This window comes from Paenibacillus hexagrammi (assembly GCF_021513275.1).
GTDB lineage: Bacteria > Bacillota > Bacilli > Paenibacillales > NBRC-103111 > Paenibacillus_E > Paenibacillus_E hexagrammi.
On sequence record NZ_CP090978.1, the window covers coordinates 972,895 to 986,597 of the forward strand.

The following is a 13,703-nucleotide window of genomic DNA, read 5'->3' on the forward strand; positions in this document are numbered from 1 at the left end:
TAAGGGAGTATTATCATGTCGGATTTTCGCATTTTGCTGGCGGACGATGAGGTTGCGCTGCGATTTTTGTTAACGGAAACGCTATCAGAAGAAGGGTATGCCATTACGGAAGCTGAAGATGGACAGCAAGCTATCGAGCAGCTGAGCAAGCATTCGTATGACTTGGTCATCCTCGACTACATGATGCCGGAGCGTACCGGCGTTGAGGTCTGCGATTGGCTCAGAAAAAATGGCGGCCCCAACCGGAATATACCAGTTATTCTCCTTACGGCCAAGGCGCTGGAAAAGGATAAAGAAAAGGCGAAAGCTGCCGGAGTTACGACTTATATTGTAAAACCGTTTAGTCCGCTTCAGCTGCTGGACACGGTTGAGGGCTTATTAAACGGTGTTTAGCCTGCTGGGTATGTGCTGACTCGCAGAGTGGACAAAAAGGGAAAGTAATGGTGAATGGCTTGAATCGTGAATTTAGTATGCGCACAGATAAAGAGGCAAGAGTAATGAGACAGGGCAGGAAGCTCTTCATCCGGGAGCTGGCCAAGCAGTTGGAGCAGTTTACCTCCTTGATGGGGAGAATCGCACTTTCGCCTGATGATTCGGATATGCTTCAGCTGTATCGAATCGCTCATACACTTAAGGGAAGCGCTCCAATCTTCGAATATATTCGAATCGGCAAGCTGGCGGAGGAAATTGTCCGAGTGTGGGAATGGACGCAAACGAGCGAATTGGACGACGTCCTCATAAATAAGAAGGATGAAGCAGCTCTGATTCAAGAATGCTTGGCGGCCAGCCGTGAAATTTGCGATCAGATCGTCTTGGAATCAGAGGTTTGCGAGCTGGAGTTGAAGAAGGAAGAGCAGCATAATCCGGGCGGTGGATCGTTGCTGGGGACGATGAACAGCCGCATCCTGCTTGTGGATGACGACGAAGTGCTCCGTTCCTACTTAACCAGGCGCTTGCAGCTTGATGACAGTCAGGTGAACGAGGCTGCTGATGTCGAATCGGCCAAACGGATGCTGCGGGAGCACACCTATGATATCGTGATCCTGGACTTAATGATGTCTCCGCATTCCGGTTTCGAGTTGTTCGAGTTCTTGAAAGAAGACCCCACATTAAAATGGCTTCCCCTAATTGTACTGTCCGGACGCAATGATGTAAGCGATAAGGTCAAGTGCTTTAAGCTTGGAGCGGATGATTATGTAACCAAGCCATTCCAATATGATGAACTGGCAGCGCGAATATACAGTATTCTCAAACGAACCAAAAACTTTGAACAGCTTGCTTTTCGCGATGCGCTCACCGGTGTATTCAATCGCAGATATTTCGATTTACAGATCGGTATCGAGCTTCAGCGGACGCAGCGGTATGATGTGCCCATTTCACTGGCATTTATTGATATCGATAAGTTCAAATCTATTAACGATACATACGGCCATCCGATCGGCGACCTGGTACTTCAGGGCTTAGCGCATGTACTCCAAAAAAATCTGCGTTCGACCGATTTATTGGCACGGTTCGGCGGGGAAGAGTTTGTAATAGCCCTTCCGAATACTCCGCTTGAGCAAGCCAAGCAAGTTTTAGAGAATGTATTGCAAGTGGTTCGGGAAAAGCCGGTGGCTAAGAACGACGGACAAGCATTCTCCATCACATTCTCAGCAGGTCTCGCACAGTGGCAGCCAGGGCAGCCTGTGGACGAGTGGCTCAACACGGCTGACCATGCGATGTATCAAGCCAAGCAGGGGGGCAGAAATCGGATTGCTGTCGCTCAAGCACCGGATTCATCCTCGCCTCAAACAACAACTCAATCTGCAGCTGAGCATTTTTCAAAGAAAAAGCTGTTGATCGTTGATGACGATCATATCCTGCGGTCGATTCTTCTTTCCCATCTGGAGCATCTTCCGATTGAGATTATGCAAGCTTCCGATGGCGCAGAGGCGCTGCAGCTGCTAGTCGATTCCTCATTTGACGCGTGTATTTTAGACGGCATGATGCCTAATATGGACGGCTTCCATCTACTAGATCGAATTAAGGGTAGTCCGGAGATCGCAGTGCGAGAGACGAAAGTCTTAATGCTGTCAGGCAAAAAGAAATCTGATGATCTCCTTCGAGGCTACCGGATGGGGGCTGACGATTATATGACCAAGCCTTTTTCGCTTGTTGAATTGGAAATGCGGGTTCGTCGTTTGATGCAACTAGATGAATGAGCAATTGGGATATCGGACATGTTCGGTGTCCTTTTTTCGTGCCAAAATGAAAGGAGATTTCTAATGACAGATAAGGAAACGTTGGTCCGCTTCGGTATATCGATGCCGCAGTCCTTAATCGAGCAGTTTGATCAGCTGATTATGCAGCAGGGCTACGATAATCGTTCGGAAGCAATTCGTGATCTTGTTCGGCGGTCGCTGCTGGAGCAGAGCTCGATGCAGGAAGAGGAGACTGTAGCCGGCACCATTGTGATGGTATACGATCATCATGTCAGCGACCTGCCGATTACTCTGACAGAGCTGCAGCATTTGTATCATCATGAAATCATATCTACGATGCATATTCATTTGAATCATCAGCAGTGTCTGGAAATACTGGTTGTGCGAGGCAAAGTGCGTCAGCTTCGAAAGCTGCAGCAGCAGATCCAGGTCTTAAAAGGCGTCGGGTACGCCGAGCTGTCAGTTACTCACGTAGATGAGACGAGTGCCAACCAGCATTCTCAATCTCATTCTCAATCACAATCACATTCACATTCACATTCTCATTCTCATTCTCATTCTCAATCACATTCACATACTCATTCTCATTCGCATTCACATAGTCACAGCGACCATTCCCATGAATAACCGTTGAATTCGAAGTCAGATCAGGTTTTTGCTACAATGGTAGCTGGAGGTGACGGCATGTCAATCAAATATTTTAGCTTGCAAGAGGCTAACGCGCTGATTCCTGAGATGGATCGGCAGCTGCAGGCTATTCAAGCTTTGAAGAAGCAATTCGACATGAAATATAGCGAGCTTCGTCGAAGTAAAGAGCTGCATGCAGGCATTCAAGGAAGTAACGGTGAAGATCTGTTCTTCGTGCAGGAAGCGGAGCTCGAATTTATACAAATTGAGGCGCGCAGCTTGATTCAGAGCTTTCAGCTTCAAGGGGTCGAACTGAAGGATATCGATACGGGATTAATCGATTTTCCGGCTATGATCGATGGCGAAGAGGTACTACTCTGCTGGAAGCAGGGTGAGGATGCCATACGCTACTATCACGGTGTGCACGATGGATTTGCGGGACGAAAGCCAATCACGGATCAAGGGACTAGTGATGATCATGAATAATCCAATCACTCTCTTTAGATTCAAACGACGTATGGCAGGCATGGTTTTGGTGCTGCTGCTCTTGCTTCTTGGGCTTTCATCACAACCAGGACAAGCTTTGGCACATGCATCTTTAGTGGAATCAACACCGCAAGCGGATAGCAAGTTTGCCGAGTCCCCGGCGGAGGTGTCTCTAACCTTTAACGAGCGTCTGGATGACGGACTTTTTTATATCAAGGTTTACAACAGCAAGGGTAGGGAAGCCGTGACCGATAAAGCGGTTATGAATGCGGATCACACAGGCATGATTCTGAAGCTTCCCCAATTGCCGGAAGGCGTATACTTGATCAGCTACCATGTGATTTCGGCAGACGGTCATCCCGTGGGAGGAAGCTATCCGATTACGGTCGGCAATCCTCCTCAGGAAGAAAAGCTGCAGTTGCCTACGGGACAAGTGTCCCATCAACATGGGCTTAGCAGCGGTTCCTTTAGTAATAAAGTCATGCTGCAGTATGCGTTTCGAGGGCTTTGGTATTTTACGGTTTTGGCTCTAGCGGGCTGGGTCATTTGGCTGAGATTGTTTCGCCGTAACCGAGATCAGAAGGGGACGCTCTCCGCATGGACATTGAATTTGCAGAGAGGGCATTTGATTGCGCTGCTGCTGCTCATTTTCACGCATGTGGAAGACTTGTTAGGCGGTGGAGGCGCTAGAGAGCTGTGGGAGCTGATGAGTGCTACAAGCGTAGGCATCAGTTGGGTGCTTCTGCTGCTGCTGTCCTTCATCGGTTTCGCGGTTGTTGGAAGATGGGCCCTGCTAGACATCGTCTGGGGACTCGCGCTTTTGGCTGTCAAGTGCTTTAGCGGGCACGCCGCTTCCTTTTCACCGTACGCGGTAACCGTTACACTTGACTTTGTCCATCTGGCTGCGGCCGCTTTATGGGTAGGCGGGCTGCTCATGCTGTTGGTGAAGTGGCTGGGCAAAACCGAAGACAGAGCTACATTCATTCGAGCATTTTCCAGGATGGCATTTTTGTCTATTCTTGTTTTGGTCGTATCCGGATTTATATCCATATGGTTATTCCTTCCGAATTGGCATTATTTGCTTTACTCGGGCTGGGGTCAATTTATGCTGGCCAAGATTGGCGCCGTCGTGTTGGTACTGGTTACAGGTATCATTCTGCGCATTTTGTTAAGAAAGAAGAAAGATGGGCAGGTCCACATTTGGGTCAAAATTGATTTTAGTCTGATGGCTGTTATTATTCTGCTTGTAGGATTGATCACTTATTTGGCTCCCATTCCGGCTAACGAGCCGCTCATGTACCACGTTATGGGGGACAAGATCCATATGACTGCTGAAATCACGCCTAAGGTGCAGGGTACCAATACCTTCGTGACCAAGGTGTGGCTGCCCGAGAAGCTTGGAGAGCCCAAGCATGTCGAAATGATCTTACACTACGTGGATGATAAGAACATTTCGCCCATTCAGGTACCGGTCGCTCCTTATAAAGAAGAAGATCAGCTGGAGTCGTATGGCGACTTGGCCTCATACAGCTATAAGGTTTCTGGCGCGTACTTAACCCTGCGGGGGAACTGGGATCTTGAGATTCGGGTAATGGATTCGGAGGACAACGAGACCGTGTACCATAAAGATTTTATTTTGTATTAGCTGCTTGATCATCGAAAGGAGTAGGTGAGCGCGTATGGCATGGCACAACATTCTTGAGCAGGAGTTGATCTCAATCAAATGGGATGATCGCGATCAGGAGGCCATTATTGAAGTGAACGATGGCGGTATTGCACCGAGCTACGTCACCTTGCGGCTGGAAGCGCGAGAGATTGACCAGTTGATCGGAGCGCTGAATGAAATTCAAGCCAAGATCCGGGCTGCCAAAAGAGAGTAACCGGCTCTTTATAAGCCATGAACTATTTCTCTCAACAAGCAGGAATATGGGGAATGTTGACGAATTGTTGATAGCGGTATTTTAAAAGTGAATCATGAAACTATCAGGTGCCCTTGTGAGAGCAAGGGGTAACAGGGAATCGGGTGCAAATCCCGAGCGGTCCCGCCACTGTAATCGGGGAGTACACTCTTACGCCAGTCACTCGTTGTCATGACGGGGAAGACAAGAGGAAGCGTTGATCCGAGAGCCAGGAGACCTACCTGATCGTGTTCACACCACAAACCTTCGTGGAAAGGAGCGGTGTACCATGCAAATCTAGCAGCGAGACTCTCGGTACTCGTATGCTCTTTTTGTGGCGTACATACGGCCAATCCTTCAGGGATTGGTCTTTTTTGGTTTACAGGCATTTATCTCAATGGACAGAAAGGAAATTGTAAACATGACATTCAAAAAAATGTTAAGCACGCTGATGCTCATCTTCGGATTTACCGTGTATCTGCTTCTCAATGATCCGCAGCAAGCGTACGCTATGCACATTATGGAGGGATTTCTCCCGCTGAAATGGGTGCTGATCTGGTGGGCGGTTTTCTTGCCTTTCTTTGTCTTAGGCTTGCGTTCGCTGATTCGAATTACAAAGGAAGCGCCGGAGCTGAAGATGATGCTTGGCTTGGCGGGGGCCTTTACGTTTGTACTCTCTGCGCTCAAAATTCCTTCCGTTACCGGAAGCAGCTCGCATCCGACAGGGACAGGTCTCGGAGCCGTGATGTTCGGACCGCTGCCAATGAGCGTCCTGGGCTCGATCGTGCTATTGTTTCAAGCAGTATTACTGGCGCATGGCGGATTGACAACATTAGGGGCTAATGCCTTCTCCATGGCAGTCGCAGGTCCGATCGTTGGCTATTGGGCGTATAAAGTGATGATGAAATCCACCGGCAAACAAAAGCTGTCCATCTTCACGGCAGCAGCTCTAGCGGACCTATCCACGTATGTGATTACATCCATACAATTGGCGTTGGCGTTTCCGGCGGAACACGGAGGCGTATGGGCGTCGTTTTTGAAATTCGGCGGTATCTTCGCCATCACACAGATTCCTTTGGCGATTAGCGAGGGATTGCTTACCGTATTAATTTGGAATTGGCTGCAGGCCTACAGCTCCAACGAGTTATCCATCTTGCAGCGTACGATGAAAGGAGTCCGGGAGTCATGAAAATCCGTACACATTCCTTCATTTTAATAGCGATCATCGTGTTACTTGCCGTTCTGCCTCTTATATTTGTAAGCGGGGACTTCGGCGGGGCGGACGATGCCGCGGAAGGCTTGATTCAAACACTTGCTCCTTCCTACGTGCCGTGGTTCTCGTCGCTGTTTGAGCTTCCTTCGGAAACGGAGAGCCTGCTGTTCGCTTTACAGGCGGCAATTGGAGCCGGCTTCATCGGATATGCCATCGGCGTCTTCAAAGGGCGGGCCTCCAGAGATAAAGACGTATGATGAAGCTGATTGATGCCCTATCCTATAACAACAAGCTGCGGACGGTTTCTTCCGAGTGGAGAAGCAGCTTCGCAGCCATTCTTTTCCTGCTGTCTTATCTAGCGCATCCTTTCATACAAATTCTAGTGCTGCTCTGGATGTCGGTCTGGATTGTAGCCTATGCAGGAATACCGCTAAAATATTTTCTCACACTTTTATCGATGTCCAGTGTTTTCTTTCTTGCCAGTTTACCTGGTATATTAATTGAGTTTACAGCCGGCACATTCTTGATTTCAGCCTCCGGGCTGAGTCTCGCCCTTCATTTGTGGTTGCGGACTACGGTTTGCGTGTCATGCATGCTGTTTCTTGTTTTTACAGTGCCTGTTTCCGAATGGATGCAGCTCTTGAATAAGCTTCGTGTACCCTCCTTAGTGATTGAAATTATGATGATTATGTACCGATTCTTGTTTGTACTCTCCGACACTGCCCATGATATGTTTGTGGCTCAGCGAGCTCGAGGCGGACATAGGGGGCTGGCAAACGGACTGCGCGACACCGCTATGATTATTGTTAGGTTGTTTGCCAAGACCATGTACAGATATAAAGCGCTGTCGTTCGGTCTCTTATCAAGAGGCTTTACGGAGCATATAGAGTTACCTATTTCTCCAAGAAAGTCAGTATCGCTGAGATATTGGACGGAAGGTCTTCTAGGAATATTGCTCTTGATCATGTTAGAGTGGATGCTTGAATGGAAAGGGGAAAGGTGATGACCGCTATTTTAGAGGCGCGAGGAATCAGCTACCGCTATCCCGGAACGTCTGCGGATGCGCTTCATGAATTATCCCTGCAGATTCCTATGGGAAAAAAGACCGCCATATGCGGGCACAACGGCTCGGGGAAATCAACATTTTTTCTTCATACAATCGGTATTCATAAGCCTGCAAAAGGGAGTTTGTTGTGGAAGGGCAGCGAGATTTCTTACAAGAGGGAGTCTATTCAACGCTTGCGTAGGCAGATCGGACTTGTGTTTCAGGACCCGGAGCAGCAGCTGATTTTGAACACGCCCCTTGAGGATGTATCCTTCGGTCTTCGCAATGCAGGTGTGTCAGAGCAGGAAATCAACGAAAGAACCGCAGCTATATTAAGCGTGATGGGCCTTAGCGAATTGTCGGATACACCTATACATCAATTAAGCTTGGGGCAAAAGAAGCGGGTAGCGCTTGCAGGTGTCTTGGTGCTTGAACCCGACTTGCTGATTTTGGATGAACCGACGGCTTATCTGGACCGGGTATCGGAGCAGCAGCTAATCGAAGAACTGAATCGGATCCACAGCCGGGGAATCGGCATGGTGATGGCGACGCATGATATGAATCTGGCTTATTCTTGGGCGGATTGGATTCTTGTGATGGATCGAGGATCCTGTGTGCTGCAGGGAACGCCGGAATATGTATTTGGCAGAGGGGATCAGCTGCATGATCTGGGACTGGAGCTTCCGATGCTGCTGGACTTGTGGCGTTCCTTACCTGAACATGTCCGCGCCGGGCAAGCTCCTCCCAGAGATCTTGCTGCTTTCAAACAATTGATTGAGAAGCTTTAGATATCATGCTCTACACATGATTCGAAGGGATTAGCTCTCTTTCCACGCCTGAGGATGGTTGTCACTGACAAGCTCTACTGCACTTGCATTAGCGGCTACCTGTTCAGGCGTTTTGCAGCCTGGAATTACCGTTGTCACAGCCGGATGCTTCAAGCACCAGGCAAGAGCCCACTTCGCCATATCCATGCCGGCAGGCACTTCTTCTTGCTGAATGCGCTGAACTTCCTCCAGCTTTTTCATAGTGCTCTCTTGATCGTGGCGATGACGCACATCAGTTTTGTCAAAAACAGCACCGGGCTTGTATTTCCCGCTCAAATAGCCGCTGGCTAAAGGTACCCTAGCTAATACACCTAGATCTTGCTGCTGGCAGGAAGGAAACACCAATTCCTCCGGAGCACGGTCAAGCCTGTTATAGACGACTTGGATAGCCTGGGAATTCACTCTTGTGGAAGCTTCTGTTTGATGAATGTTGCTGTTGCTGCCAATCGAAGTCCCAAGATGTCTTACCTTACCTGCTTTGACCTGCTCATTCAATACATTCCATAGCTCATCGCTATCGAACGCCGAGTCTGGCCCTGAGTGAAATTGATACAAATCTATGTAGTCCGTTTGAAGCGCTTTAAGCGAAGCATCCAATTGTTTAACAACGTCTTGAGCTGTGTAATTATCCGTTCTTGTAAAGCGTTCGTGAAAGTGATGTCCGAACTTGGTTGCTACAATCCAATCTTCACGCTTGCGTCTGGATAAATAACTGCCGATGAATGATTCGGATAAGTGATCGCCGTAGCATTCCGCCGTATCAATGAGATTAATGCCGAGCTCCGCGGCTTTATCCAGAATGGCATCTGCTTCGTCTTGGGTGTAATCCAATCCCCATTCCCCGCCAAATTGCCATGTGCCGACGCCAACGATGGAAACCTTTAATTCTGTTTTTCCAAGTCTACGATACTTCATCGTTTACACGCTCCTTTATAGGGTGTCCAAGTTCATTAAACGATATTGGCGAATCATTGTCAAAACGAGTGAAACAATTTTTATCCTGCATTAATGTTTGTGTTGCCCATTTCCTTTACGCTGAGAAAAGCGCATGAAAACTTGCTCAGTAAAGGAGAATCGTATGAACAAAATACTCTCGTTTGTCAAGGAATGGGTTCCGAGTGTAGCGATTTCCGTCATAGCTGCACTGGTCATCAACACGTATGTGGCTCAAGCGATGACGGTGCCTACAGGCTCCATGCTGCCGACGATTCAACTTCAAGATGAGCTGATTGTAGAAAAGATGAAGCCTCTTACAGATTTCGCCTTTGGGGATATTGTTGTATTTTGGCCCCCTATTGAAGGCAATAAGGACCGTTATGTAAAAAGACTGATCGGCCTCCCGGGCGATACGATTGAGATCAAAGACGGGGCGCTTTACCGAAACGGCGAGAAGGTGGATGAGCCTTACGTGAAGGACCCGATGAAATATACCTTTACGAAGGTTACCGTTCCTGCCGGAAATTACTTCTTTCTCGGTGATAATCGGAATGACAGCTACGACTCACACCTGTGGAAAACACCTTTCGTTCCGGAAAAGGACTTAATCGGCAAGGCTGTATTTCGCTTGTTCCCGCTCACCCATATCGGCACAATTGATTAAATAGGAAGAAAGCTCCCCGTGGTATTAGCCTTGGGGAGCTTTCTGTTTGTATTGTGGCTTTCTTGTTTATGCAAGCTCCGGAGAGGAATGCTCCTGCTTTGATTTGCGGTCAGATACTTTAATGTGGCCGATGAACAAAGTGACAACCGCTCCAAGTATCACGAACAGCAGCCCGAAGTAGAACACTTGATGCAGAGACGTGATAAGGGCGTTTTTCACTATTGGAAGCAGGTTTAGTACAAATTCCTTAGGCATTTGAGCAAGCATCTCAGGGCTTAGCAGCGATGAGTAGAGCCCTTGCGGATTCGTGTGAATCATCTGATTGAGTTGTGCTGCCATTTCTGCGGATTGAGCAGGCAGCTGATTCACAACCGGTGATAAATTTTGTTCCAATAGAACGGTTGATTTATGATTCATAACTGCTCCCAGAATCGTCATACCGAAGGTACCGCCAATTTGACGGAAGAACTGGCTTGAAGATGTCACTACGCCGAGCTCCGATTTCGGAAAGCTTTCTTGCAAAGCGAGTGTCAGAATCGGCATGACAAGACCCATGCCTAATCCAAGAATAAGCATATAACTGGAAGCCGTTAGCTTGGTTGTATCCATTCCCATGGTAGACAATAAATAGAAGCCTGCTGCCATTACAATCATACCGAGCAGCATTTGCTTGCGAACACCGACCTTGTGGATAAATTGGCCGGACACCATACTTGCAATAATCATGGTGACCATCATAGGCGTCATGACGGTACCGGATGCAGAAGCGCTGATTCCAACGATACCTTGCATAAATAGCGGCACGAACATGATGGCTCCAAACATCCCGACGGACATTAGAAAACCGACACCATTGATCGTAGTAAATGTTCTGTTTTTAAACAAACGCACGGGAAGAATAGGCTCTTGTGCTCTGCTTTCGATAATGGCAAAAGCTACAAGTGATATTAGGGCAACTACAATCAAACCAATAATTTGCCAAGACAGCCATGGGTAATCCTTGCCGCCGAAAGTTAAGGCAAGCAGAAGACTGACGACTCCCACAATCATAGTAACAATACCGGGAATGTCAAATCTGACGTTGCCTGATGCTCTATGTTTAGGAAGCGCGAGTGCGATTAGGATGGTTGCAAGAATCCCGACAGGAAGATTAATATAGAACACCCAGCGCCAGTTTAGGGAATCCACGATCCATCCTCCGACTTGGGGACCGATGACAGTAGCCAAACCGAAGATTGCACCGAATACACCTTGCCATTTAGCACGCTGTTTACCCGTGAATAAATCCCCGATAATGATCATCGCCATTGGCATCATGATACCGCCTCCGATTCCCTGTAGCCCACGGAACCATATCAGCTCGGTCATGTTTTGCGCCATTCCGCAGAGTGCAGAGGCGCCAATGAAAATCAGAAGGCCAGTTACATAGACAACCCGCCTGCCGATTAAGTCGGCAAGTTTACCGGCAATAGGAACGACAACGGTAGAGGTTAGCATATAGGCGGTTGTAAGCCAAGCCATTAGACCAAGCCCGCCGAATTCACCTACGATTCGTGGCATAGCGGTACCGACAATGGTACCATCCAGCGCCCCGAATAACATGGCAATGATGAGTCCCGTTAGTAAGAGTCCGCGATTTTTAGGAGCCGATGTTGAAGCTTGAGCTTGAGAATGTTCCATAATCTATCACTCCTTTTAGTAAAATTAATAATAAGTTGCAAGCTTTTCCATCATACGAATGAATAAATCCAGTTCCTCCGGCGAAAGCTGGGATAAACCTTGTGCAGCTACTTCTTTGTGCGTTTGCTCCGCTGTTTGCAGAACATGCCTTCCATCCTCCGTTAGCTCAACCAATACGACTCTTCGATCGGTTTCATGATGCTTGCGAACTACATAGCCGCTTTGGACAAGACGATCAATCATGACAGTAATAGCACTCGGTTTGACTCCCATTAACTCAGCTAGCTGCGTTTGTTTTGCGGAGCCTTGCTTCATAATCATAAAAAGCATGAAATATTGAGGACCCGTAATATCAAATTCAAGCTTGGATAAAACAGCTTGGTTTAATTTTCGATACGTCGAATCAAAAGCAGTCCGAAAACGCTCGGTATAAGAGCTCATTGCCTCATTCATAGCATTCCTCCATATCTCCTCCTTTACTACATAAACAAGAAGGAAATTATATGATTTAATATTTAAACTATATAACATTTAAATAACTTAAATAAATTTTACTGTAAACCATCTTTTCTGTCAATGGGAGTATCAGCCCCCTTATGATTCGAATGCTTGCATCTCAGCCATATCTTGCATATAATTACTGGTACATATACGAGGAAATGCGAAGACGGAGAAGAGTAAGCAGTGCTTCTTAACAGGGAGGGCAGGCCGCAGATTGAGAGCCTGCTCCGAAGAATCAGGCTGCCGAAGTTCGCTCCCGAGCTGTCTTTTGAACAAACTGCTGCGGTTTGCCGCACAGTTTAAGTAGAAGGAACCGGACACAGTCGTCCGTTATCTGAACGAAGTGAGAATCGCCGCTGACGCTCTATCTGTCATTCGGCGAATCTAATTAGGGTGGTACCGCGGCTCTTTCGTCCCTTGTTTTGGGATGGAAGAGCTTTTTTGCGTTGATAAGAAAGTATAAGTACTATTTTTTGCTTCGCATCAACCTTGACAAACGCGCTCGTCCCTTAAGGACGACGAAGACGTTTATCCTTGGTAGGTTCTAGGTTCGGGTTAATAAGTCTTATTATCAGGAGGGGTTTTCATGAAAGAGCGATTAGAAGCGTTAAAGCTTGATGCGCTACAAGAACTCGAGCAAGTAAAGAATCAGCAGGAATTAAATGATCTGCGAATTAAGTACTTAGGTAAAAAGGGCCCGTTAACCGAGATTCTGCGCGGAATGGGCGCACTTAGCGCAGAAGAAAGACCAATCATTGGCCAGGTTGCCAACGATGTGAGAGCTGCGATTGAAGGTGTAATTGAAGAGAAGCAAGCTGCGTATCTGAAGCAGGAGACAGATAATCGGCTGCGCGCGGAAATGATTGATGTGACGCTTCCGGGCAAGCCCTCTCAACAAGGAGCAGTTCATCCGTTAAGTAAAATCATTCAAGATATCGAGGATATCTTCATTGGAATGGGCTACTCGGTAGCCGAGGGACCTGAGGTAGAGCAGGATTATTACAATTTTGAGGCGCTTAACCTGCCTAAAGACCATCCGGCTCGCGATATGCAGGATTCCTTTTATATCACAGAAGAAATTTTGATGCGTACTCAGACCTCACCGGTGCAAGTTCGCACCATGGAAAAGCGCAAAGGCGATGTGCCGATTAAAATCATTTGCCCTGGTAAAGTATACCGCCGTGATGATGATGATGCGACGCATTCTCATATGTTTACACAAATAGAGGGTCTCGTGATCGACCGCAATATCCGTATGAGCGATTTGAAAGGAACTTTGCTTCAGTTCGTACAGGAAATGTACGGCAAGCAGACCCGGATCCGATTGCGCCCAAGCTTCTTCCCGTTCACCGAGCCGAGCGTAGAGGTAGACGTAAGCTGCGCCATGTGCGGAGGAGCAGGATGCAGAACGTGTAAGCAAACGGGATGGCTTGAAATTTTGGGAGCAGGTATGGTTCATCCTCGTGTGCTCGAAATGGGCGGCTATGATCCGAAAGAGTATTCCGGCTTTGCATTTGGAATGGGTGTGGAGCGTATCGCCATGCTGAAATATGGAATCGAAGATATCCGCCATTTTTATACAAACGATTTACGTTTCTTGAAGCAATTCGTACATCTGTAAGATC

General features: G+C 47.7%; 15 protein-coding genes, 1 riboswitch and 1 other annotated feature. Of the genes, 12 read left to right on the plus strand and 3 right to left on the minus strand.

Features of this window, described 5'->3' with window-relative positions; all coding sequences use genetic code 11:
* The first annotated feature begins 15 nt into the window (after positions 1–15).
* From L0M14_RS04425 to L0M14_RS04470, 10 genes are all read left to right on the plus strand, one after another.
* The gene (locus L0M14_RS04425; protein ID WP_235121018.1) at positions 16–393 is read left to right on the plus strand and encodes a response regulator; all 378 of its coding nucleotides are present in this window, start codon (positions 16–18) and stop codon (positions 391–393) included.
* A gap of 104 nt (positions 394–497) precedes the next feature.
* On the plus strand, positions 498–2,201 hold the full coding sequence (locus L0M14_RS04430; RefSeq protein ID WP_235121019.1) for a GGDEF domain-containing response regulator: 1,704 nt from the start codon (positions 498–500) through the stop codon (positions 2,199–2,201).
* 63 nt (positions 2,202–2,264) lie between these two features.
* Complete coding sequence (gene nikR / locus L0M14_RS04435; protein WP_235121020.1) at positions 2,265–2,828, plus strand: nickel-responsive transcriptional regulator NikR; 564 nt, start codon at positions 2,265–2,267, stop codon at positions 2,826–2,828.
* Positions 2,829–2,885: 57 nt separating this feature from the next.
* A complete protein-coding gene (locus L0M14_RS04440) occupies positions 2,886–3,314 on the plus strand; it encodes a DUF2203 domain-containing protein (protein WP_235121021.1) in 429 nt (142 codons plus the stop codon).
* The gene (locus L0M14_RS04445; RefSeq protein ID WP_235121022.1) at positions 3,226–4,959 is read left to right on the plus strand and encodes a copper resistance CopC/CopD family protein; all 1,734 of its coding nucleotides are present in this window, start codon (positions 3,226–3,228) and stop codon (positions 4,957–4,959) included. The genes L0M14_RS04440 and L0M14_RS04445 overlap by 89 nt, the downstream gene beginning before the upstream one ends.
* 34 nt (positions 4,960–4,993) lie before the next feature.
* Positions 4,994–5,194: a hypothetical protein gene (locus L0M14_RS04450; RefSeq protein ID WP_235121023.1), complete on the plus strand. Its 201-nt coding sequence runs from the start codon at positions 4,994–4,996 to the stop codon at positions 5,192–5,194.
* An 88-nt stretch (positions 5,195–5,282) separates the two neighbouring features.
* Positions 5,283–5,472: riboswitch (cobalamin riboswitch) on the plus strand.
* A 161-nt stretch (positions 5,473–5,633) separates the two neighbouring features.
* Entirely contained in the window at positions 5,634–6,401 is a 768-nt protein-coding gene (locus L0M14_RS04455) for an energy-coupling factor ABC transporter permease (RefSeq protein WP_235121024.1), read from the plus strand.
* A complete protein-coding gene (locus L0M14_RS04460) occupies positions 6,398–6,682 on the plus strand; it encodes an energy-coupling factor ABC transporter substrate-binding protein (RefSeq protein ID WP_235121025.1) in 285 nt (94 codons plus the stop codon). The genes L0M14_RS04455 and L0M14_RS04460 overlap by 4 nt, the downstream gene beginning before the upstream one ends.
* Positions 6,679–7,428, plus strand: a complete 750-nt coding sequence (gene cbiQ, locus L0M14_RS04465) for a cobalt ECF transporter T component CbiQ (protein ID WP_235121026.1) — start codon at positions 6,679–6,681, stop codon at positions 7,426–7,428. Before L0M14_RS04460 ends, cbiQ begins: the two co-directional genes overlap by 4 nt.
* Positions 7,428–8,258, plus strand: a complete 831-nt coding sequence (locus tag L0M14_RS04470; protein ID WP_235121027.1) for an energy-coupling factor ABC transporter ATP-binding protein — start codon at positions 7,428–7,430, stop codon at positions 8,256–8,258. Before cbiQ ends, L0M14_RS04470 begins: the two co-directional genes overlap by 1 nt.
* 30 nt (positions 8,259–8,288) lie before the next feature.
* Here L0M14_RS04470 and L0M14_RS04475 read toward each other — a convergent pair whose 3' ends face one another.
* Positions 8,289–9,212, minus strand: coding sequence for an aldo/keto reductase (locus L0M14_RS04475; RefSeq protein ID WP_235121028.1), 924 nt, complete (start codon positions 9,210–9,212; stop codon positions 8,289–8,291).
* A gap of 163 nt (positions 9,213–9,375) precedes the next feature.
* On the opposite strand from L0M14_RS04475, the gene lepB reads away from it, so the two are divergent.
* A complete protein-coding gene (gene lepB, locus L0M14_RS04480) occupies positions 9,376–9,897 on the plus strand; it encodes a signal peptidase I (RefSeq protein WP_235121029.1) in 522 nt (173 codons plus the stop codon).
* A gap of 66 nt (positions 9,898–9,963) precedes the next feature.
* On the opposite strand, the gene L0M14_RS04485 is transcribed toward lepB, so the two are convergent.
* Together L0M14_RS04485 and L0M14_RS04490 are read right to left on the minus strand one after the other, a co-directional pair.
* Positions 9,964–11,577 (minus strand): MDR family MFS transporter, encoded by a 1,614-nt coding sequence (locus tag L0M14_RS04485; RefSeq protein WP_235121030.1) that lies wholly within the window; start codon positions 11,575–11,577, stop codon positions 9,964–9,966.
* Between the two features lie 24 nt (positions 11,578–11,601).
* Positions 11,602–12,030: a MarR family winged helix-turn-helix transcriptional regulator gene (locus L0M14_RS04490; protein WP_235121031.1), complete on the minus strand. Its 429-nt coding sequence runs from the start codon at positions 12,028–12,030 to the stop codon at positions 11,602–11,604.
* A gap of 202 nt (positions 12,031–12,232) precedes the next feature.
* Positions 12,233–12,499, plus strand: a binding site (T-box leader).
* A 165-nt stretch (positions 12,500–12,664) separates the two neighbouring features.
* On the opposite strand from L0M14_RS04490, the gene pheS reads away from it, so the two are divergent.
* Positions 12,665–13,699 (plus strand): phenylalanine--tRNA ligase subunit alpha, encoded by a 1,035-nt coding sequence (pheS, locus tag L0M14_RS04495; RefSeq protein WP_235121032.1) that lies wholly within the window; start codon positions 12,665–12,667, stop codon positions 13,697–13,699.
* Positions 13,700–13,703: the final 4 nt, after the last annotated feature.

Coding starts and splice junctions, on each gene's coding strand:
- lepB (WP_235121029.1), top strand. CDS start 9,376: ATGAACAAAATACTCTCGTTTGTCAAGGAATGGGTTCCGAGTGTAGCG.
- pheS (WP_235121032.1), top strand. CDS start 12,665: ATGAAAGAGCGATTAGAAGCGTTAAAGCTTGATGCGCTACAAGAACTC.
- L0M14_RS04485 (WP_235121030.1), bottom strand. CDS start 11,577: ATGGAACATTCTCAAGCTCAAGCTTCAACATCGGCTCCTAAAAATCGC.
- L0M14_RS04455 (WP_235121024.1), top strand. CDS start 5,634: ATGACATTCAAAAAAATGTTAAGCACGCTGATGCTCATCTTCGGATTT.
- L0M14_RS04490 (WP_235121031.1), bottom strand. CDS start 12,030: ATGAATGAGGCAATGAGCTCTTATACCGAGCGTTTTCGGACTGCTTTT.
- L0M14_RS04450 (WP_235121023.1), top strand. CDS start 4,994: ATGGCATGGCACAACATTCTTGAGCAGGAGTTGATCTCAATCAAATGG.
- L0M14_RS04430 (WP_235121019.1), top strand. CDS start 498: ATGAGACAGGGCAGGAAGCTCTTCATCCGGGAGCTGGCCAAGCAGTTG.
- L0M14_RS04475 (WP_235121028.1), bottom strand. CDS start 9,212: ATGAAGTATCGTAGACTTGGAAAAACAGAATTAAAGGTTTCCATCGTT.
- L0M14_RS04470 (WP_235121027.1), top strand. CDS start 7,428: ATGACCGCTATTTTAGAGGCGCGAGGAATCAGCTACCGCTATCCCGGA.
- nikR (WP_235121020.1), top strand. CDS start 2,265: ATGACAGATAAGGAAACGTTGGTCCGCTTCGGTATATCGATGCCGCAG.
- cbiQ (WP_235121026.1), top strand. CDS start 6,679: ATGATGAAGCTGATTGATGCCCTATCCTATAACAACAAGCTGCGGACG.
- L0M14_RS04440 (WP_235121021.1), top strand. CDS start 2,886: ATGTCAATCAAATATTTTAGCTTGCAAGAGGCTAACGCGCTGATTCCT.
- L0M14_RS04425 (WP_235121018.1), top strand. CDS start 16: ATGTCGGATTTTCGCATTTTGCTGGCGGACGATGAGGTTGCGCTGCGA.
- L0M14_RS04445 (WP_235121022.1), top strand. CDS start 3,226: ATGCCATACGCTACTATCACGGTGTGCACGATGGATTTGCGGGACGAA.
- L0M14_RS04460 (WP_235121025.1), top strand. CDS start 6,398: ATGAAAATCCGTACACATTCCTTCATTTTAATAGCGATCATCGTGTTA.